This window comes from Saccharopolyspora sp. MMCC62 (genome assembly GCF_057736575.1).
Genome location: NZ_JBYKCM010000008.1, coordinates 56301 through 75049 on the forward strand (window position 1 = coordinate 56301; position 18749 = coordinate 75049).

An 18749-nucleotide genomic window follows, 5' to 3' on the forward strand; every position below is an offset into this window, starting at 1 on the left:
GCGGAACGACGTCCTGCGAGGTCAACGAGGCCCCGCCGGGTCGCCGCACCTGGACCCGGGCCGTCCCGAACCCGCCCCGGCCCCGGCCCGCCCCGAGCTTCCCCGAGCCCACCCCGGCGCCCGGCCGGTCAGTGCCCGCTGAAGTGGTACTCCCAGCCCGCGTCCGGCGTGTACCGCAGCCGGTAGCAGGTCTCGATCTTCGGCCCGTCGTGCAGGTGGATGTGCCGCAGCAGTCTGCCGAGCACGGCCTCGGAGTCGCGCAGGTCCTGCGTTCGCCCGTCCAGCGGTCCACCGACGAACCGCACCACTCGCTCCGGCATGGCGACCAGTCTCGATGATCCCCGCTGCTCCGATCCACCCCCGCACCCCCGGCCATCACTCGGAAGAGTGAGTGCGGGGGTGTCGGGACTCCGCCCCGCGCGGCGGAGCCGCCGCAGCGGACCCCGCTTGCGGCTCGCCGGAGCTGACCAGGGACGATCGGGGGTGCCATGAATCTGACCAGCCACCTCCCCGCCTCGCCCGAACCGGACGCGCTGCTCGACGCCTTCACCACCTGGACGACGGAGCAGGGCATCGAGCTCTACCCGGCGCAGGAAGAGGCGCTGATGGAGGTGGTGACCGGGGCGAACGTCATCCTCAGCACCCCCACCGGCTCCGGTAAGAGCCTCGTCGCCACCGGTGCGCACTTCACCGCCCTCGCCGAGGGCAAGCGCAGCTACTACACCGCGCCGATCAAGGCGCTGGTGTCGGAGAAGTTCTTCGCGCTCGTCGACGTCTTCGGCGCGGACAACGTCGGCATGATGACCGGCGACAGCAGCGTGAACGCGGACGCGCCGATCATCTGCTGCACCGCGGAGATCCTGGCGAACCTGGCGCTGCGCGACGGCGAGCAGGCCGAGCTCGGCCAGGTGGTGATGGACGAGTTCCACTTCTACGCCGAACCGGAGCGCGGCTGGGCCTGGCAGGTGCCGCTGCTGGAACTGCCGCAGGCCCAGTTCGTGCTCATGTCGGCGACGCTCGGCGACGTCGCCCGCTTCGAACGGGACCTCACCGCCCGCACCGGTCGTTCGACGGCGGTGGTGAGCTCGGCGGAGCGTCCGATCCCGCTGACGTTCCGCTACGCGCTGACGCCGTTGCACGAGACGATCGAGGAGCTGCTGGGCGGCAACCAGGCCCCGGTCTACGTCGTCTACTTCAACCAGGCGTCCGCGATGGAGCAGGCGCAGGGCCTGATGAGCGTGAACGTCGCCTCCCGCGAGCAGCGGGACCGGATCGCGGAGGCGATCGGCGACTTCCGGTTCACCGCAGGCTTCGGCAAGACGCTGTCCCGGCTGGTGCGCCACGGCATCGGCGTGCACCACGCGGGGATGCTGCCGAAGTACCGGCGGCTGGTGGAGCAGCTGGCGCAGGCCGGACTGCTGAAGATCATCTGCGGGACGGACACGCTGGGCGTCGGCATCAACGTGCCGATCCGCACCGTGCTGCTGACCGGGCTCACCAAGTACGACGGGGTGCGGACCCGGCACCTGAAGGCCCGCGAGTTCCACCAGATCGCCGGGCGCGCGGGCCGCGCGGGCTACGACACGGCGGGCTACGTGGTGGTGCAGGCCCCGGAGCACGTGATCGAGAACGAGAAGGCGCTCGCGAAGGCGGGGGAGGACCCGAAGAAGCGGCGCAAGGTGGTGCGCAAGCAGGCGCCCGAGGGCTTCGTGTCGTGGAGCGAGAAGACCTTCGACAAGCTGGTGGAGGCCGAGCCGGAGCCGCTGGTCTCCAGCTTCCAGGTCAGCCATTCGATGCTGCTCAACGTGATCAACCGCCCGGGTGACGCGTTCGCGGCGATGAAGCACCTGCTCACCGAGAACCACGAGGACCGCCCGGCGCAGCGCAGGCACATCCTGCGCGCCATCGCGATCTACCGGGCGCTGCTGGCCGCGGACGTGGTGGAGCAGCTGGACGAGCCGGACCAGCTGGGCCGCCGGGTGCGCCTGACGGTGGACCTGCAGTTCGACTTCGCGCTGAACCAGCCGCTGTCGCCGTTCGCGCTCGCCGCGATCGAGCTGCTGGACGTGGAGTCGCCGAGCTACGCGCTGGACGTGCTCTCCGTCATCGAGTCCACTCTGGACAATCCGCGCCAGGTGCTGTCGGCCCAGCAGTTCAAGGAGCGCGGCGAGGCCGTGGCGCGGATGAAGGCCGACGGCATCGAGTACGACGAGCGGATGGAGCTGCTCGAGGACGTCACCTACCCGAAGCCGCTGCAGGACATGCTGGAAGCGGCCTACGAGATGTACCGCAAGGGGCACCCGTGGGTCGCCGAGCACGAGCTGTCGCCGAAGTCGGTGGCGCGGGACATGTTCGAGCGGGCGATGAACTTCGTCGAGTTCGTCAACCACTACGGCCTGGCCCGCTCCGAGGGGCTGGTGCTGCGCTACCTCGCGGACGTCTACAAGGCGCTGCGGCACACGGTGCCCGCGGATGCGAAGACCGAAGAGCTCACCGACCTCGTGGAGTGGCTCGGCGAGCTGGTCCGCCAGGTCGATTCCAGCCTGCTCGACGAGTGGGAGCGGCTGCGCAACCCGGGTGCCGAGATCACCGCGGAGCCGACCGCCGCCGACGCGGCCCCCGCCGGGATCACGCAGAACAAGCGGGCGTTCCGGGTGCAGGTGCGCAACGCGCTGTTCCGCCGGGTGGAGCTCGCCGCCCGCCGCTGGACCACGCCGCTCGGCGAGCTGGACCCCGAGTTCGGCGCCGAGGCGTGGGAGGAGGCCCTGGACGGCTACTTCGCCGAGTACGACGAGATCGGCACCGACGCCGACGCGCGCGGTCCCGCGATGCTGATGATCACCGAAGAGCCGGAGCGCTGGCTGGTGCGGCAGATCTTCGCCGACCCCGCCGGCGATCACGACTGGGGCATCAGCGCCGAGGTCGATCTCGCCGCGTCCGACGAGGAGGGCGCCGCGGTGATCCGCGTGCAGGCGGTCGACCAGCAGTAGCGCGGCGGTCCGCGGGTGCCATACGGTCGGGGTTCGCGACCGAGAGGAATGCGATCATGCCGCAGACCGTGGTAGTGGGCATCGACGGCTCCGACGAATCCGGACGCGCGCTGCGCTGGGCCGCCGACTACGTCACGAAGGTGGGCGGGCTGGTGCACGCCATCGCCGTCTGGCACCAGCCGGTGCAGTTCGGCTACCGGCTGCCCACCCCGGACTCCGAACTGGAGGGACGGGCCCGCGAACTGCTGGACGGTACGACCGAGGCGGTGCAGCGGGAGTTTCCGGACGTCGACATCCGGCCCCGGCTGATCCGCGGACACGTGGTCGACGAACTGGTCGGCCTGTCCCCGCAGGCGGACATGATGGTGCTGGGCAACAAGGGCCACGGCGCGTTCACCGGCATGATGGTCGGCTCGGTGGCGCTCAAGCTGGTGCACCACGCCCGCTGCCCGGTGCTGGTCGTGCGCTGAGCCCGGAACGTCGAGCGGCCCGCTTCCCCGTGGGGAGGCGGGCCGCCGTCGTGCGCGAGGTCAGCTTTCGCGGAACGCGGTGAGCATGCAGCCGACCTCGGCGAAGCGCCGGGTGAAGCCGGGCAGTTCCCGGCCGTAGCCCGCGGCGATCTCGTTGGTCGGTTCGCGCCGTACCTGCCAGCCCGCCCGCTTCAGCACGTCTTCGGGGTCGGGGCGGTCGTCCGTGCTGAACAAGCCCAGCAGGTCGATGCCCCACTGCCGGCCGATGGCCTGCATCTCGTCGGTGGCGAACCGGTCGCGCGGCCCGGTCATGTGCTCGATGGACAGCCTGCTGCCGGGAGCGGAGAGCCGGTCGACGGTGGCCAGCAGCTGCGCTTCCGCTTCGGGCGGCAGGTAGGGCAGCAGTCCTTCGGCGAGCCAGGCGGTGGGCTTGGTCGCGTCGAACCCGGCGGCTTCGAGGGCGCTCGCCCAGTCGTCGCGCAGGTCGACGGGCACGACCCGCCGGTCGCTGCCGGGCTCGGCGTCGATCCGGTTCAGCGTGTCGTCCTTGAACTGCAGCACCTTCGGCTGGTCGATCTCGAAGACCCGCAGGCCTTCGGGCCAGGCGAGCCGGAAGGCGCGGGTGTCGAGCCCGGACGCGAGGATCACGGCCTGCTGCACCCCGCCTGCGGCGGCGCGCAGGAAGTACTCGTCGAAGAACCGGGTCCGCACGCCGAGGTAGCCGGACATGGCCTCGAGCAGTTCGGCGGGGGAGTTCTCCATCTCGGTGAACATCGTGGATCCGGCCGCGGCGACGAGGTCCGCGGCGTAGGGGTCGTTGATCAGCCGGTCCTCCCGCTGGGATTCGACCGCTCGGCCGCCCGCAACGGCCAGGGCGGTGATCCCGACGCCGGAGACGATGTCCCATTGCTCGTGGGTACTGGTCACGTGAGCACCTTTCCGTCCACTTCGGCCTGCTTCGCAAGGCTAACGGTAAGGTTGCGTCATGCAACTATGTGTGACCTAGTCGGACTCCGCGCATTTCGGGCGAACGGCGTAGTCGGCCCGCGTGCTCCGGGCGCTCGGAGCTGGTCGGGAGAGGTGCCCCGGCCGACGGGTCGACGTCCGCGGAGGACGGCATCTGACCACCCGTTCGGCCCAGCGGCGCGGGGTCCGTCCGCGCCGGGGATCAGTCCCCGCGCTCGTCCTGCTCGCGGCGCTGGTCCTCCTCGCGCTGCTCGTCCTCCCCGGATGCCGGGCCGCCGTCGTCCTGATCCCGCCGGCGGTCCCGCTCGCCCGAGTCGCGTTCCTCCGCGCGTCGTTCGTTGCGGCGCTGCTCCTCGCGGTAGCCGTAGGCAGCCTGCCGCACCGCGGCATCGGTCTCCAGGCTGGACCCGAGCGCACCCGCGACCACGCCCATCGTGGTGAACCCCCACGCCAGCGCCAGGTACCGGGTGAAGTCGGCGTCGTGCCCGAGGCTGCTCGCCAGCAGCTCCGGCGGCACCAGGAACAGCGCCACCAGCAGGTTGATCACGAACAACCCGGCGTACAGGCAGCCCACGCCGATGGTCAGCGTCGCCACCGTCGAGACGTTGTAGAGCAGCACCTGCTCCCGGTCCCGCTCGCTGTTCCCGCGCCGCTTCTCCCAGAGCCCGTGCGCGGCGATCAGCCAGCCCACCAGCAGCACCACCGACGCGATCGCGGCGAGCACCTGGCGCCAGGCGCCGAGCATGTCGCCGATCTGCCAGATCGTGCTGGACGACAACCCGAACGCGCTCGTGGCGATCGCCGCCGCCAGCGCGTTGCGCAGCCCGAACACCAGCCGCCACGGCTGGTTGGTGCGCACCATCCCGCTGAGCAGCCGCAGCCGGCCGCGGCCGCGGGTGGCGGTGTAGCGGACGTCCACTTCGCCGTCGTCCGAGCTCTGCTCGCTGGTGCGGCGGATCGGCGCGACCACTTCGGTGAGCCTGCTGTCCAGCCCGTAGCGGTGGTCGGCGCCGCCCTCGCGTCCGGTGAGCTCGTCGATGAGCTGCAGCACGACCTGCCGGGACCGCCGGTACGGCTGGGTGCCGCCCAGCGCGGGCAACGACACCACCGCGACCTGGCCGTCGAGGTTCGCGTCGGCGACGACCGGCCGCCGGTTCACCCGCACCGGCAGGTCGGTGAGCGTGATCGCGTAGTCCCAGCCCCGTTCCTGCCGCCGGTCGGCGGTGGCGCGCAGCATGTCGCGGGTGCTGTGCTCGCCCGCGGTCACCGGGTCCACGTCCACTTCGACCACCCACTCCCGGTCGTCGCCGAGGTGCTCCGGCAACTCATCCGCGAGGTGCTGCGCGACCTGCTCCGGCAGATCCGGATCGGTGATCAGCCCCAACGTGGGCCGTTGCGTTGCCGTTCGGCCGTTCTCGCCGCTCATGTTCCGGTGTCGCTCCATCCCTCGGCTGTGCATCGGCTCTGGGGTATCCGCCGTGGACGGCGGCAAACATCATCATCGCCGGATCAGCGCCAGGCGCCGGCGCGCAGCAGGCGGAGGCCGTTGAGACCGACGAGGACGGTGGAGCCTTCGTGGCCGGCGACGCCGAGCGGCAGCGGCAGGTTCCCGGCGAGGTCCCACACCACGAGGACGGTGATGAAGGCGCCCGCGATGACGAGGTTCTGCCGCACCAGGCGCCGGGCCCGGCGGGACAGGTCGACGAGCTTGCCGACGGCGGCGAGCTCGTCCCGCACGATCACCACGTCGGCGGTCTCCAAGGTGAGGTCGGCACCCGCGCGGCCGAGCGCGACGCCGGTGTGCGCGGCGGCGAGCGCGGGTGCGTCGTTGACGCCGTCGCCGACCATCAGGGTGCGGTCGCCGAGTTCGGCGATGGCGGCGACCTTCTGGTCCGGCAGGAGCCCGGCCCGCACCTCGCGCAGACCCGCTTCGGCGGCGACCCGGCGCGCGGCCGGTTCCTGGTCGCCGGTGAGCAGCACCGGTTCCGCGCCGGTCAGCGCGCGCAACGCCGCGACGGCTTCGGCCGCGTCGGGGCGGAGCCGGTCGCTGAGCCCGAGCACTCCGGCGCGGGTCCCGTCCACGGACACCACGACGGCGGTGCGGCCGCCCGCTTCGACCTCGCCGACCGGGCCGATGCGGTCGACGGGGCGGGTGACCTCGACGCGGCGTCCGTCCACGGTGGCGGCCACGCCGTGGCCTGGGGTGGCGTGGAAATCGGTGGCGGCGGGCACGGCGAGGCCGCGGTCGCGGGCGGCGGCGAGGACGGCGCGGCCCAGCGGGTGTTCGCTGAAGCGCTCCGCACCGGCCGCCGCGGCGAGCAGCTCGTCCGCGGACCGGCCGGGTTCGACGCGGACCTCGGTGACCTGCGGGGTGCCCTCGGTGAGGGTGCCGGTCTTGTCCAGCGCGACCCGCCGCACGTCGGCGAGCCGCTCCAGCACCACCGCGGACTTCACCAGCACGCCGCGCCGCCCGGCGTTCGCGATCGCGGACAGCAGCGGCGGCATCGTCGCCAGCACCACCGCGCACGGCGAGGCGACGATCATGAAGGTCATGGCGCGCAGCAGCGCGTCGGTGGGCGTCGAACCGAACAGCAGCGGGACGCCGAACACGGCGAGCGTCGCCAGCACCACGCCGACCGAGTAGCGCTGCTCGACCTTCTCGACGAACAGCTGCGTGGGCGCCTTCGCCTCGCTCGCCTCGGCGACCAGCGCCACGATGCGGGCGATCACCGATTCGGCGGAATCCCGGGTGACGCGCACGCGCAGCGCACCGGAACCGTTCAGGGTTCCGGCGAACACCTCGGAGCCGTGCGACTTCGCGGCGGGCACCGGTTCGCCGGTGATGGTGGCCTCGTCGACTTCGCTGCCGCCGTCGAGCACCTCGCCGTCGGCGCCGATGCGCTCGCCGGGACGCACCACGATCTCGTTGCCGATCCGCAGCTCCGCGGCGGGAACCCGCTCCTCGACGCCGTCGCGCACCCGCACCGCGGTGTCCGGGGCGAGGTCGAGCAGTCCGCGCACGGAATCCTCGGTCCGCGCGGTCGCGTACGCCTCCAGCGCACCGGAGGTCGCGAAGATGACGATGAGCAGCCCGCCGTCGCGCACCTGGCCGATGGCGGCCGCGCCGATCGCCGCCACGATCATCAGCAGGTCCACGTCCAGCGTGCGCTCCCGCAACGCCTGCAACCCGGCCCGGGCCGGTTCCCAGCCGCCGGTGGCGTAGCAGACCAGGTACGGCGCCCACATCGCCCACCACGGGCCGCCGCCGAGGTCGACGGCGAGGCCGATCAGGAACGCGGCCAGCGAGGCCGTCGCCCAGCGGGCTTCGGGCAGGGCGAACGGGCTCCGGCGCCGAGGCGCGGGCGGTGCGGTGCGGGCGGGGCTGTCGTCGAGCGTGACCATCGCTGCTTCCTCGGAGCGGGGGCGGGGCGCGCCGAGGATACATGAACGACTGCTCAGGTGTTCAAGCGTTCAGGTGTTCGGGCCTGCCGATACACTGCGCACATGGGTCACGGTGTCGAGAGCGCGGTCACGCCTGCGGCGAAGCTGGACGCCACCGCGGCGGCCTCCGTCGCCGAGACCCTCCAGGCGCTCGCCACCCCGTCCCGGCTGCTCATCCTCAGCGAACTGCGCCAAGGCGCCCGCTCCGTCGGGGAGCTCGCCGAGGCCGTCGGCATGGAGGCCTCCGCCGTCTCGCACCAGCTGCGGCTGCTGCGCTCGCTCGGGCTCGTCACCGGCAACCGCAGCGGGCGCAGCGTCGTCTACAGCCTCTACGACGACCACGTGGCGCAGCTGCTCGACGAGGCCGTCTACCACATCGAACACCTGCGCCTGGGCCTGTCGGGCTGATCGCCCGCGGGCGAACGGCACCCGGTGATCTCGGTTGCGCGCACCGCCTCCGCCCAGCCGCGCGGTCGAGCCCGGACCCGGTCCACCCCGCCGCCTCGCGACGATCCCGCGGCGCTCGCGCCCCTGGCGCGGCGCGAGCGGTCGAACCGGCGTCACCTCCGTGTGCCCCCATCGGGGGATTGAGCGGCGCGCGTGCGGGTAGCCGTGGTGCGGATGTCCGTTGCCCGCACGACGAACGGAGACGCGCACGATGTCGGACCCGCTGGACGCCGAGACTCCCTCGGCTGACGAGGTCGGCCCCGATCCCGCAAACCCGCAGGACCCGGCCGACCTGCAATCCGCGGGAGACCTCGACGAGGACGAACTGGGCGTGGACCCCCTCGAAGAGGGAGTCGAACCGCCCGAGCACTGGTCGCGGGACGCCGCGGACCCGCCCACGCCCCGCGAGCAGCGCGAAGGCGAGACGATCGATGAACGGCTCGCCGAAGAACGCCCCGACCCGGCCGCCGAGGTGGGCAAACCGCTCGCCGAAACCCGCCTGTACGAGCTCGACGACACCGTCGACGAGCAGGCGACCGCGGAGGTCGCCGACGGCGCGAGCGGTGAGCAGGTCGCCGACCAGGCCGAACGGGCCACCGGAACCGGGGCCGCCGTCGAGGGCGACGAGGTGGAGAACACCGGTCTGTCCGCGGTGAGCACCGAGGGCTCCGCCGGGCCCGCCCGCAACGCCTCCCCGGAGGAGAACGCCGAACGGGTGCAGGATGGCGGAACCTGATCAGGTCGCCATCCCGGCCCCGCACGGCAGCGGGGCGCTCGCCGCGGATCTGACGCTGCCGCAACTCGATTCGCCGCTGGTGGTGTTCGCGCACGGCAGCGGCTCCTCCCGGCACAGCGAGCGGAACCGGTGGGTGGCGGCCCGGCTGCAGGAGGCCGGCTTCGGGACGCTGCTGCTGGACCTGCTCACCGACGACGAGTGCGAACGCGACGCGCACGGGGAGCAGCGGTTCAACATCCCGCTGCTCACCGTCCGCGTCCTCGGCGTCCTCGACTGGTGGCGGGGGCCGCTGAGCCTGTTCGGCGCCAGCACCGGGGCGGCCGCCGCACTCGGGGCCGCCGCGCGCCGACCGGAGTCGGTGCGCGCGGTGGTGTCCCGCGGCGGGCGCCCCGACCTCAGCACCGAACCCCTCGACCGGGTGCGCGCGCCCACCCTGCTGCTCGTCGGTGGGAACGACCCGGAAGTCCTCGAACTCAACCGCCGCGCCGCCACCCACCTCACCGCCGAGCACGACCTCCAGGTCGTCCCCGGCGCCACCCACCTCTTCGAAGAACCCGGCGCCCTCGCCGAAGTGGCCCGAGCCACCACGACCTGGTTCACCGCTCACGCCTCGTCGGCGTGACCCGTTCCCGCGGTTTCGGCGGGCTTGCGGAGTCGCTCGATCTACCGTCGGCCGGTCAACCGGTCCCAGAGGCTGCCGAGTTTGCTCTTCGGACGTTGCGGATCGGGTGGCGGTGGTGGCGGCGAGCTGGCACTCGGCGGCGTGACCTGCGGCGGTGGCGTGAGGAACTCGAACCGGTGCTTCGGCGGCACTGGGGGCGGCGGTGCCGGTGCGCGAAGTGCCGGTGGCGTTCCGGCCACGGCACCGCCGTTCGGACTCCGCGGTCCGGACGGCTTGACGGTCGAGCCGAACCCCTGCGATGAGTACAGGCTGCTCAGCCGGTCTTCGACGGCACGGGTTCCGCCGCTGCTCGGCCTCGGCGTGGCGGAAGGCGGGCTCGGATCGCCAGGCCGTCGCTCCGCCGCTGGAGCGCCCGGCCCGGTGGACTCTCGGGTATCGGAGTGTGCCGTCGTGTCGTCCTCTTCCGGCGGCGGTCGCAGGAGCGCCGCCACCTGTTCGGCACTCAACACCTGTAGCGGGCGGGACTTGCGAAGGTGGATCTGCGGAGCCGCCACCTTCGCCGTCCTGCTCTTGAACAACGTGATCAGCCCGGTCAAGCAGAGCCACGTGCCGTTGAGGCCCGCCAGGTCGGAGCCGAACCTTCGCTGGAGTTCGCCGATCGCATCACCGAATACGTAGATGGTGAACGCGCCTCGCTTGTAATCGCCGAAGTTGATGTTCGCGGTCTGCATGGCGGGTCCGCGCGGGTGGCCGACAACGTTGTGCACCCGGCCGAACACGGTCTTCTCGTCGCCCTCGGCCGACCGAAGCGCATTGGCGTCGATCGCGTGCACCGGCTGTGGGCCGCGGCGCCGGGGCCGCGGTGGTGCCGACGTTGTTCGGACCCGGTCGTCCCCTTGCAAGGCTTCCGGGACGGCGGCGAAATCCGCTGTGCACGCGGCTCGCAGACGACGCGTGGATTCCTGCAGAGGAGGAATCCGCTCTGTGCGGTCGAACACCGCCGATGCGGCCGGGTCGGCGAAGTCGGCAGCAGTGAAGATCAGGTTCTCGCCGTTGTGGAACTCGTCCCACAAGCGCGGTTCGTGTTGGAGCGCGGACAGAGAGAGATCGAGCACGGCTGCCGAGAACGCATCGATCTTCGAGTCGTAGGCATCCCCGCGAGCCGGGTGCTGGTAATGCCGGTGCCCGCGTTCCGCCGCTCCCAATGCGCTGAGCGCGGGCAGGAACATGCCGTCGTAGTCGACCAGCTGAACCGAACGATCGGGCCGCACCAAGATGTTGCCGTGCTGCAGGTCGCCATGGGCGGCGTCGGTCTGTTGCAAGGCACCCACCGCTTCGTGGATCCGCTGCTGGACCTTCCGCAATTCGTCCGGCGAGCGGAGGTTGGCTTCCACCCAGTCGCTCAGCGTTGCTCCGGCTATCCACGGCATCCGGACGATCGGGAAGTCGTCCCCGTTGACCCGCACTCCTCGCGGTATGAAGGCGACGTCGACGAGGAAGTCGTAGCGGGAATGCGCTCGGATGAACTCGGAGACCCGGGCGTAGCGCTCTTGGAGGTGGTTCCCCTCCTTGTGGAAGCAGCGCACGGCATAGCGTTCGCCGGCCACCGTGATGTCGAAGGTGAGCGCGAACCCGCCCGAAGCGACCGCAGGCGTGCCCAGCGGAGTGCATCGGGCCATGCCGCGGCGCAACTTCTCGTCGGTGAACGCGAGCGCGGGATATTGTACTGCTTGGACGTAGTCGGTGAGAGCCGGAAGCCTCATATCTCGATCACACACATCGTCATGTCGTCGTTGCGGCCCTCGTTCCGTGCCCGGTCGACGAGTTCGGAAGGCGTATCCACGTAGTGGGCGGGAACCCTCCCCTCTGTCGAGCACGCGGTGAGGAAAGTGGCTGCCACTGCGTCGGTGGCCAGTACGAAGACGTCCCCGGAGAGGTGCGTCCCCACCGCTTCCCAGACTGCATCGCCGCCGTGGCTTTCCGAGGAGGTTCGAAGCAGTTCGGGGAAGCGGTCGAACTCGTCCGGATCGAACATCGGTCCTGCGAGCAGCACGCGGTCTCCACGCAGGTGGAACAGGCACGAGTCACCGACTGCGTGCACCCGGTAGGTCTCGTCCGAGAAGGTCAAGCCGACGAACGTCGCCGCTGAACCTCCGGACAGCTTCTCCTGCGCGAACCAGGCCAGGTCCGCCCGCCATACCGCTGCCAGCCAGCGGCTGGACAGCTCTCGCCGAGTACCGGGATCCGTGGGGTCGAGATGTTCGTGGACGAACGCCTCGACCAGGAGACGGCTCCAGACGTCGGAACGTGCCGCGGTCGATGCGCCGTCTGCGACGGCGAAGCGAAGAGTCACCGGATCGGCCGCGCAGGCGTCCTCGTTCTCCGACTCCTCGTAGCCTTGCTTGACGGTGCTGAACGTGCGGACGTTGGGCGTGATCCGCTCGCCGCGAACGACGGTCCGACTCAACTCGGCTTCCCGGACGTCAGTTCGCGGAGTCCCGTCGGAGTGACAGCCCGCGTTCCGATGTCCAAGAACTCGATCATCGATGTCGCGTCGGCGTTGTACAGGAAACCGCGCGAGCCGGGCTGGACGTTGTATCCGATGCTGGACGCAGCTTCGAGCAGGACCGACGGCAATTCGCTCGTCATCTCGAACAGCCGCACGGCGTGTGCGTCGGGCAGTCCGCTCGAGGTGTTCGGCAAAGCCGAGATCTGGACCGGGTTGGCGGACAAGTGCAAGTTGAACAACAGGGTGCGCCCGTCGTCGGTTCCGGTCGATCGCAGCGACTCGGCCGCTTCGGTGGGGTCGCCATCCGTGCTCACACCGTCGGTGATGTTGATGACGATGGGTGGGAAGTTGCTCGAATTGTTCGCGCACCAAGCCCTCGCGATCCGGTCTGCTTCCCGGAGGGCTTGCACCATCGGGGTCTTGCCGTTGTTCGACGGATCGACCCACACCGGAAGCTTCATCGGCAACTGCATGATCCCGCCCGCCCCGTCCGGAACCTTGCGCAGGATCTCGTCCACCCGCATGGGCTGCCGAGCGAGCTCGCCGATGGGGACCAGCGGACGGGCGGAATTGGACCCGTGCAAGACGGAGGCGACGTCTGCTCCGTAGCCGAGGACACCGACCTCGAAGTAGTCGTTCACCCGTTCGTCGCCCTTGCTGCACAGGAGGGTCGCGTTGCCGAGCAGCTTGTTGACGGCCTGCGCCAGCGCGTGGGACTTCGACGACTCGGTGCCCGCCCACGGCTCGGACATGGAGAACGACTGGTCGATCAGCAGAAGCAGGCAAGCGCGGTGATTCCGATTGATCTCGGCCGAGTACAAGCTGAACCCTCCAACTGTTCCACGTGGATAGATCGAGCCTTGTTCTCCGCTTTCGGGTGGCCCGATTCGCAGCAGTGTAACCGTGCGATGAGTCGCGTCGAACGGTTTTGGGTGGTTCGATTTCCGTATCGACTGTCGCGTGGCCGGACTGCGGCGACCGTAGTGGCCGGAATATGCTTAACGGTATAAGCGGTTGGTGGTATAAAAGATCACCAAGATTGGGAAATTTCGACTTGCGAATAAACCTCGCATCGTTGATTCCGATGCTCGAGTCGAGCGATCGCCGGGGTGCGCGCACATTCGATTCCGGCGCGGTCGCCGATACGACGTGTCCAGTGGGCGGACTGCGGTAGCCCGAAGGGGGACGGAGCAGCTGTCGGCCCCGCGGGTGCACGCCGCCGCGACGTGCACCCGTGGCGCCGGTCAGGCCGGGGTGCCGAACCAGCGGGTGAGTGCTTCGCGCAGGGCGTCCCGGTCGTCGCCCGCCCACGCGATGTGGCCGTCCGGGCGGAGCAGCAGCGCCGGGACGTCCAGCTCCTCGCTCACGTCGACGACGTGGTCCACGCGGTCCGCCCAGCCCGCCGCGGAGAACTCGCCGGTCTGGTCCAGCAGCAGGCCGCGCCCGCCGTGCAGCAGCCGGTACAACCGGCCCCGCTTCAGCTCGACGTCGCGCATCCGCCTGCCCACCAACGGGTTTCGGCTCCCGGCTCCGGGCTCTTCGCCTCCTGCGGCGGGTTCCCCGAAGTCGTAGTGGATCCCGATCGCCGTGACCTTCTCGATCAGGTAGCGGTTCACCTCCTCGAACTCGACCAGGTCCGCGAGCACCTTGCGCACCGCCCGCGGCCCCGGCTCCGGCAGCAGCAGCTCCATCTGCGCGCGGGTCAGCTCCAGCACCTCGGCGGCCACCGGGCGCCGCTCCGCCTCGTAGCTGTCCAGCAGCCCCGCCGGAGCCCGGCCACCCACCGCGGCCGCCAGCTTCCAGCCCAGGTTGAACGCGTCCTGCAGACCGGTGTTCATGCCCATCCCGCCCGTCGGCGGGTGCACGTGCGCCGCATCGCCCGCCAGCAGCACCCGGCCGTCCCGGTACCGCTCGGCGAGCCGGGTGCCGTCGCCGAAGCGGGACAGCGAACGCGGCGAGTGCGCCCCGAAATCGGTGCCCGCGACCGCGCGCAGCCGCTCCCGCAGCTCGGCCATCGTCGGCGGCACCGACCGGTCCTCGGCCACGCCCGCCGCGGGCACGATCACCCGGTACAGGCCCTCGCCGCGGGGCATCGCGCCGAACCGGAACTGGGTCTTGCGGGCCTCGGCGACCTTCGCCGCCAGCTCCTCCGGCCCGACCGCCAGTTCGCACTCGGAGATCAACGTGTCCACCCGGGACGGTTCGCCGGGGAAGCCGACGCCGAGCAGCTTGCGCACCGTGCTGCGGCCGCCGTCGCAGCCCACCAGGTAGCGCGCGCGGAGCCGCCCGCCGCCCGCGAGCTCCGCGGTGACGCCGTCGGCGTCCTGCGCCAGCCCCACCAGCTCGCTGCCGCGGCGGAAGTCCACGCCGACCCGCTCCGCGTGCTCGGTGAGCAGGCGTTCCGTCCGGTCCTGCGGAATCGCCAGCACGTACGCGTGCGCGGTGTCCATGCCCTCCGGCCAGCGGGTGCCCAGGGCCGCGAAGAACCCGCCCGCCGTGACCTGCGTGCCGTGTTCGAGGAACGGCTCCAGCATCCCGCGCTGGTCCAGCACCTCCGCGCTGCGCGCGTGCAGGCCCAACGCCCGCGCCTCCCGCACCGGCTCCGCGTTCCGCTCCAGCAGCACCACGCGCACCCCGCGCAGCCGCAGCTCCGCCGCGAGCAGCAACCCCGTCGGACCCCCGCCGACCACGATGACGTCGATCATCGAACCCCCTGTTCGCCCAGTTGAGAGGCACAGTGTGCGGGGGTGCCGGGGTCTTGCCACAAGCCCCGGGGTGCGCTATACCTTGAAACAGGCGGGGAGGACGACCCGCGTCAGCGGCGCACTCGCGCCACCAGTTCCGCAGGGCCCCGGTGCCGGAAGTTGCCGCGCCACGTCGCGGACTCCGCGGGAACGTCCAGCGACAACCCCGGCCGCCGCGCCCGCAGCGCCCGCACCGCGCTCGCCGCGATCACCCTGGTCAACGCCGAAGCCGGGCACGAGTGGATGCCGTGGCCCAAGCTCAGGTGCGGGTTCGGCGAGCGCTCCGGGCGGAACACCGCCGCGTCCGCGAACACCCGCTCGTCCCGGTTCGCCGACGCCAGCGACAGCAGCAGCGTGTCCCCGGCGCGCACCGGAACCCCGCCGATCTCCAGGTCCGACAGCGGGTAGCGCGGCGCCGCCAGCAGCTGCGGCGGGTGGCAGCGCAGCACCTCCTCCACGCCGGAGTCCAGCAGCGCGGGCTCCGCGCCCAGCAGCCGCAGCACCGCGGCCGACACCGCGTGCACCATGATCTCGTACCAGACGAACAGCAGGTAGAACACCATGCTGGTCAGCTCGTCGTCGTCCAGCTCGCCCCCGGCGCGGGCCGCCAGCAGCCCCGACAGCAGCGACCCCGCGGGCGGCGCCGAACCCAGCGCGCCGCCGATGATCCGGCGCATGTCCCGCATCGTGTCCCGCGCCCGCGGCTCCGCACCGGGGGCGTGGCGCAGCAGCGCATCCGCCCAGCCGGTGAACTCGGCGCGCGCCTGCTCCGGCAGCGGCAGCAGCTCCGCGATCACCCGCACCGGCAGCGGGACCGCGAACTCCGCGACCAGGTCCACCTCGTCCGGCAGCGCCGCCGCCAGCCGCTCGGCGACCTGCTGCACCTGCGGCGCCAGCTCGCGCACCCGCTGCGCGGTGAAGCTCGGCGCGATCTGCCGCCGCAACCGGGTGTGCCGCGGCGGATCGCTGTTGAGCAGGTGCGCGTCCAGCTGCGGTGGCAGGTCGAAACCCGCGTAGTCCGCGCCGTGCGAGTGCGAGCGGTTCAGCGCCAGCCGCTGATCGCCCAGCGCGGCCCGCACCTCCGCGTACCGGGTCACCAGCCACGCGCCCGGACCGTCCGGAGTGGACACCCGGTGCACCGGTCCGGCCGCGCGCAGCTCCGCCAGCGCTTCGAACGGGTCGGGCGCGGTGAACGGATCGGTCACGGCGCCGGGCTCCGGTCCGCGTCCAGCTCCGCCAGCACGTCCCGCACCACCGGGTGCGGTTCCTGGAACGCCTTGCCGATCAGGCACGACCAGTGCAACTCCTCCGCCAAGTCGCGGTGCGGGTCCTGCTCCGGGAACCGCCACACCGCCGCCGCCGAACCGTCCATCCCGGAGTCCTCGCGGATCATGTCGCTGCCCGAACCGGGCCGCCGCCCGGCCGCGTGCGCGCGCAATCCGGCCGCGATCCGCGCCGCCTCGACGGTCGCCGCCCGCTGCTCACCGGTGAGGCCCGCACGGTCCGCGTGCCGCTCCGCCACCGGCACCACCGCCGGGTCGAGGTAGGGCCGCAGCTCGCGCAGCAGGTCATCGGTGGCGATCAGCCAGCGGTACTCCGCCGACTCCGAACGCGTGTTGCGCACCAGGTCCGGATCCAGCGGCCGCAACGCCTGCAACAGCGGGCGCAGGTAGCGGCGCGCCCGCCACCGCCGCAGCAACCGCGGCACCGACGGCAGCACGTAGCCCACCGCCATCACGCTCGCCCCGACCGTCGCGCTCAGCGGCGCCGCCACCGTGCTCACCGCATCCAGGTCCGCACCGAGCCAGGTGCCCGCCACCGCGACCACCTTCAGCACCGAATAGCCCAGGCCGAACAGCACGCCCACCGGCACCAGCGACACGCCCCGCCGCAACCAGCGCTCCCGCGCGTGCGGCCGGATCCGCAGGCAGATCAGCGCGCTGCGCACCAGCCCCACCGAATACGCGCCCAGGTACACCGCCAGGAACCCGACCACCGCGGGCACGCCCGAGTAGTGCGCGTCGAAGTCCAGCACGTGCGGCTCGTCGTGCACCGGCGCCAGCGCGAACGTCCCGGCCAGCACCAGCAGCACCGCCGCCGTGCCCAGCACCAGCACCCGGCCCGCCGGCTGCGCCTCCTCCCGGGGCCGCGCCAAGTTCACCGAGCACACCTGCAACGAGGCGGTGCACAGCACGATCGACGAGTACACCGCCAACGTCGACAGGTTCGGCACCCCCGCCGCGGCGCCGACCGCCAGGTACACCCCGGGGATCGCGAAGTTGAACCCGCACGCCACGAACAGCAGCGCCAAGGTGATCGCGCCGAGCCGCGGATCCCGCGGATCGCGCAGGAAATCGCGCAGCTTCCACGCGAACGCGCTCAACTGCAGCAGCAGCGCCAACGGGTAGACGACGGCGAACACCCGATCACCCGAGGGTCGACTGGAAGCGGTGCAGGATCTCCCGCGCCTCGTCGGGAACCTGCTGCGCCTGCGGCGGTTCCCACGAGCTGATCCGGCGCATCGCCACCGACGCCATCATCTCGGCCGCGGCCTCCTCGTGCGCCGAGCAGCCGGTGCGGGTCAGCACCCGGTCCAGCACCTCCGGCGGCAGGCCCCCGAACAGCGAGCGCAACGCCGGAGCCGGATCCGACAGCGGCCGGCCCACGTGGCCCCACAGCAGGTGCATCAGCTCATGCAACCAGATGTGCCAGCGGTGCCAGCGGGTGGTGCGCGCGTCCGCGATGATGATCACGCAGCCCTCCGGCAGCAGCGCCAGCCCGCTCGGCGCGCGCGGCGGCAGCTCCACGGCCGCGAAGTAGATGTCCCGGCCCAGGTGCTCGCGCGCCCGCTCCAGCAGCTGCTGCGCGGTGAACCGGCGCGGCAGGCCCAGCGCGTCCAGCCGCTTCCCGCTGCGCCTGCGCAGCAACCAGCGCGAACTCCGGCTCGGCCCCTCGTCCCACACCAGCAGCCTCACCGCTGCTCCGGCTGCTGGTCCGCGGCGCGCAACGCCTTGAAACCGTGCAGCACCCCGAGGATCGCGTCCGCCACGTGCTGCCGGTCCTGCTCCGGGAACTGGTCGGTGAGCTGGCGCAGCGCCACCTCCTCCACGCCGTGGCTGCGCAACTGCCCGGCCAGCCGCCACTGCGCCAGCAGCTCCGGCGCGATCGCCGGGTCGAAGAAGTCCAGGCCCACGCCGAAGAACTCCGCGAACGCCACCACCTCGGTGAGCCGCGGAACCGCGCGGCCGGTGCGCAGGTGCCACATGTGCGTGCCGGACATCCGCACCCCGCGCGCGGTCAGCAGTCCCGCCATCCGCTCGCTGCCGTACGGCTTCCCCGTCTCCGGATCGGGCTGCGCCGCCAGCAGTTCGGTGAGGCGCTCGGCGAACACGTGCACGCTGATGGAACTCCCCGAGACCTGGTCCTCGGGGGCGTCGGTGGAGTCGGAGCCGGATGGGTGGGGCACGCCTCGACTGTAAGGGGTCGCGATCTCCGCGACACCGCCGATGTCGTGATGATCTCGTCCACACCGGTGGGCGGAAGTAGTGGATCTGTCCGCCGCTGTTGATATACGATGATGGAACCCTGGGGGGTCAGGGTGTGAGGCGGGGGGCTTTCGGGGAGCTCGGGGGCTTTCGGGGAGTGGAGAAGTCGGGCCGGAGCACTGCGGCCCGACTTCTTCGAAGCGCCCGGAGCGAACCACGACGCTTCCCGGATCCCGTGTCCTACAGCACCTTGGACCCGCCGGTCACCGTTCCCTTTGGCATCATCGCCGCGTCGGTCGAGCACGACCCGACGGCGCAGTCGGACGGAAGGATCGGTGT

At 71.6% G+C, this 18749-nt stretch carries 17 protein-coding genes; 5 read left to right on the forward strand and 12 right to left on the reverse strand.

Going from position 1 to position 18749, the window contains the following annotated elements:
* Window positions 1-128: 128 nt before the first annotated feature.
* Window positions 129-320 carry a hypothetical protein gene (locus AC29IT_RS19175; protein ID WP_358437781.1) on the reverse strand — a complete coding sequence of 64 codons (192 nt, stop codon included), beginning with the start codon at window positions 318-320 and terminating at the stop codon, window positions 129-131.
* Window positions 321-488: 168 nt separating this feature from the next.
* Between AC29IT_RS19175 and AC29IT_RS19180 the strand changes: the two genes are divergently transcribed.
* Together AC29IT_RS19180 and AC29IT_RS19185 are read left to right on the forward strand one after the other, a co-directional pair.
* The gene (locus AC29IT_RS19180) at window positions 489-2990 is read left to right on the forward strand and encodes a DEAD/DEAH box helicase (protein WP_488219670.1); all 2502 of its coding nucleotides are present in this window, start codon (window positions 489-491) and stop codon (window positions 2988-2990) included.
* 56 nt (window positions 2991-3046) lie between these two features.
* Entirely contained in the window at window positions 3047-3460 is a 414-nt protein-coding gene (locus AC29IT_RS19185; protein ID WP_358437776.1) for a universal stress protein, read from the forward strand.
* Between the two features lie 60 nt (window positions 3461-3520).
* Here AC29IT_RS19185 and AC29IT_RS19190 read toward each other — a convergent pair whose 3' ends face one another.
* The 3 genes from AC29IT_RS19190 to AC29IT_RS19200 form a co-directional block, all read right to left on the reverse strand.
* Complete coding sequence (locus AC29IT_RS19190) at window positions 3521-4387, reverse strand: class I SAM-dependent methyltransferase (RefSeq protein WP_488219671.1); 867 nt, start codon at window positions 4385-4387, stop codon at window positions 3521-3523.
* Window positions 4388-4628: 241 nt separating this feature from the next.
* Window positions 4629-5852, reverse strand: coding sequence for a hypothetical protein (locus AC29IT_RS19195; RefSeq protein WP_488219672.1), 1224 nt, complete (start codon window positions 5850-5852; stop codon window positions 4629-4631).
* 83 nt (window positions 5853-5935) lie between these two features.
* Window positions 5936-7828 (reverse strand): heavy metal translocating P-type ATPase, encoded by a 1893-nt coding sequence (locus tag AC29IT_RS19200; protein WP_488219673.1) that lies wholly within the window; start codon window positions 7826-7828, stop codon window positions 5936-5938.
* 102 nt (window positions 7829-7930) lie between these two features.
* On the opposite strand from AC29IT_RS19200, the gene AC29IT_RS19205 reads away from it, so the two are divergent.
* The 3 genes from AC29IT_RS19205 to AC29IT_RS19215 all read left to right on the forward strand — a co-directional run bounded on the left by AC29IT_RS19205 (window position 7931) and on the right by AC29IT_RS19215 (window position 9672).
* Window positions 7931-8275 carry an ArsR/SmtB family transcription factor gene (locus tag AC29IT_RS19205; RefSeq protein WP_488219674.1) on the forward strand — a complete coding sequence of 115 codons (345 nt, stop codon included), beginning with the start codon at window positions 7931-7933 and terminating at the stop codon, window positions 8273-8275.
* A 250-nt stretch (window positions 8276-8525) separates the two neighbouring features.
* Entirely contained in the window at window positions 8526-9050 is a 525-nt protein-coding gene (locus tag AC29IT_RS19210) for a hypothetical protein (protein ID WP_488219675.1), read from the forward strand.
* Window positions 9037-9672, forward strand: coding sequence for a dienelactone hydrolase family protein (locus AC29IT_RS19215; protein WP_358437761.1), 636 nt, complete (start codon window positions 9037-9039; stop codon window positions 9670-9672). The genes AC29IT_RS19210 and AC29IT_RS19215 overlap by 14 nt, the downstream gene beginning before the upstream one ends.
* A 41-nt stretch (window positions 9673-9713) precedes the next feature.
* Here AC29IT_RS19215 and AC29IT_RS19220 read toward each other — a convergent pair whose 3' ends face one another.
* The 8 genes from AC29IT_RS19220 to AC29IT_RS19255 all read right to left on the reverse strand — a co-directional run bounded on the left by AC29IT_RS19220 (window position 9714) and on the right by AC29IT_RS19255 (window position 18391).
* The gene (locus tag AC29IT_RS19220; RefSeq protein ID WP_488219676.1) at window positions 9714-11435 is read right to left on the reverse strand and encodes a protein kinase family protein; all 1722 of its coding nucleotides are present in this window, start codon (window positions 11433-11435) and stop codon (window positions 9714-9716) included.
* A complete protein-coding gene (locus AC29IT_RS19225; RefSeq protein WP_488219677.1) occupies window positions 11432-12139 on the reverse strand; it encodes a protein phosphatase 2C domain-containing protein in 708 nt (235 codons plus the stop codon). The genes AC29IT_RS19220 and AC29IT_RS19225 overlap by 4 nt, the downstream gene beginning before the upstream one ends.
* On the reverse strand, window positions 12136-13002 hold the full coding sequence (locus tag AC29IT_RS19230; RefSeq protein ID WP_488219678.1) for a vWA domain-containing protein: 867 nt from the start codon (window positions 13000-13002) through the stop codon (window positions 12136-12138). The genes AC29IT_RS19225 and AC29IT_RS19230 overlap by 4 nt, the downstream gene beginning before the upstream one ends.
* Window positions 13003-13425: 423 nt before the next feature.
* On the reverse strand, window positions 13426-14886 hold the full coding sequence (locus AC29IT_RS19235) for an FAD-dependent monooxygenase (RefSeq protein ID WP_488219679.1): 1461 nt from the start codon (window positions 14884-14886) through the stop codon (window positions 13426-13428).
* A gap of 110 nt (window positions 14887-14996) precedes the next feature.
* Window positions 14997-16130, reverse strand: a complete 1134-nt coding sequence (locus AC29IT_RS19240) for a cytochrome P450 (protein WP_358437746.1) — start codon at window positions 16128-16130, stop codon at window positions 14997-14999.
* Window positions 16127-17347, reverse strand: coding sequence for an MAB_1171c family putative transporter (locus AC29IT_RS19245; RefSeq protein ID WP_488219680.1), 1221 nt, complete (start codon window positions 17345-17347; stop codon window positions 16127-16129). The genes AC29IT_RS19240 and AC29IT_RS19245 overlap by 4 nt, the downstream gene beginning before the upstream one ends.
* A 4-nt stretch (window positions 17348-17351) precedes the next feature.
* Entirely contained in the window at window positions 17352-17900 is a 549-nt protein-coding gene (locus AC29IT_RS19250; protein ID WP_358437740.1) for a hypothetical protein, read from the reverse strand.
* Entirely contained in the window at window positions 17897-18391 is a 495-nt protein-coding gene (locus AC29IT_RS19255; RefSeq protein WP_358437737.1) for a hypothetical protein, read from the reverse strand. Before AC29IT_RS19255 ends, AC29IT_RS19250 begins: the two co-directional genes overlap by 4 nt.
* Window positions 18392-18749 lie beyond the last annotated feature (358 nt).

Coding starts and splice junctions, on each gene's coding strand:
- AC29IT_RS19210 (WP_488219675.1), top strand. CDS start 8,526: ATGTCGGACCCGCTGGACGCCGAGACTCCCTCGGCTGACGAGGTCGGC.
- AC29IT_RS19195 (WP_488219672.1), bottom strand. CDS start 5,852: ATGAGCGGCGAGAACGGCCGAACGGCAACGCAACGGCCCACGTTGGGG.
- AC29IT_RS19180 (WP_488219670.1), top strand. CDS start 489: ATGAATCTGACCAGCCACCTCCCCGCCTCGCCCGAACCGGACGCGCTG.
- AC29IT_RS19185 (WP_358437776.1), top strand. CDS start 3,047: ATGCCGCAGACCGTGGTAGTGGGCATCGACGGCTCCGACGAATCCGGA.
- AC29IT_RS19200 (WP_488219673.1), bottom strand. CDS start 7,828: ATGGTCACGCTCGACGACAGCCCCGCCCGCACCGCACCGCCCGCGCCT.
- AC29IT_RS19215 (WP_358437761.1), top strand. CDS start 9,037: ATGGCGGAACCTGATCAGGTCGCCATCCCGGCCCCGCACGGCAGCGGG.
- AC29IT_RS19235 (WP_488219679.1), bottom strand. CDS start 14,886: ATGATCGACGTCATCGTGGTCGGCGGGGGTCCGACGGGGTTGCTGCTC.
- AC29IT_RS19175 (WP_358437781.1), bottom strand. CDS start 320: ATGCCGGAGCGAGTGGTGCGGTTCGTCGGTGGACCGCTGGACGGGCGA.
- AC29IT_RS19205 (WP_488219674.1), top strand. CDS start 7,931: ATGGGTCACGGTGTCGAGAGCGCGGTCACGCCTGCGGCGAAGCTGGAC.
- AC29IT_RS19220 (WP_488219676.1), bottom strand. CDS start 11,435: ATGAGGCTTCCGGCTCTCACCGACTACGTCCAAGCAGTACAATATCCC.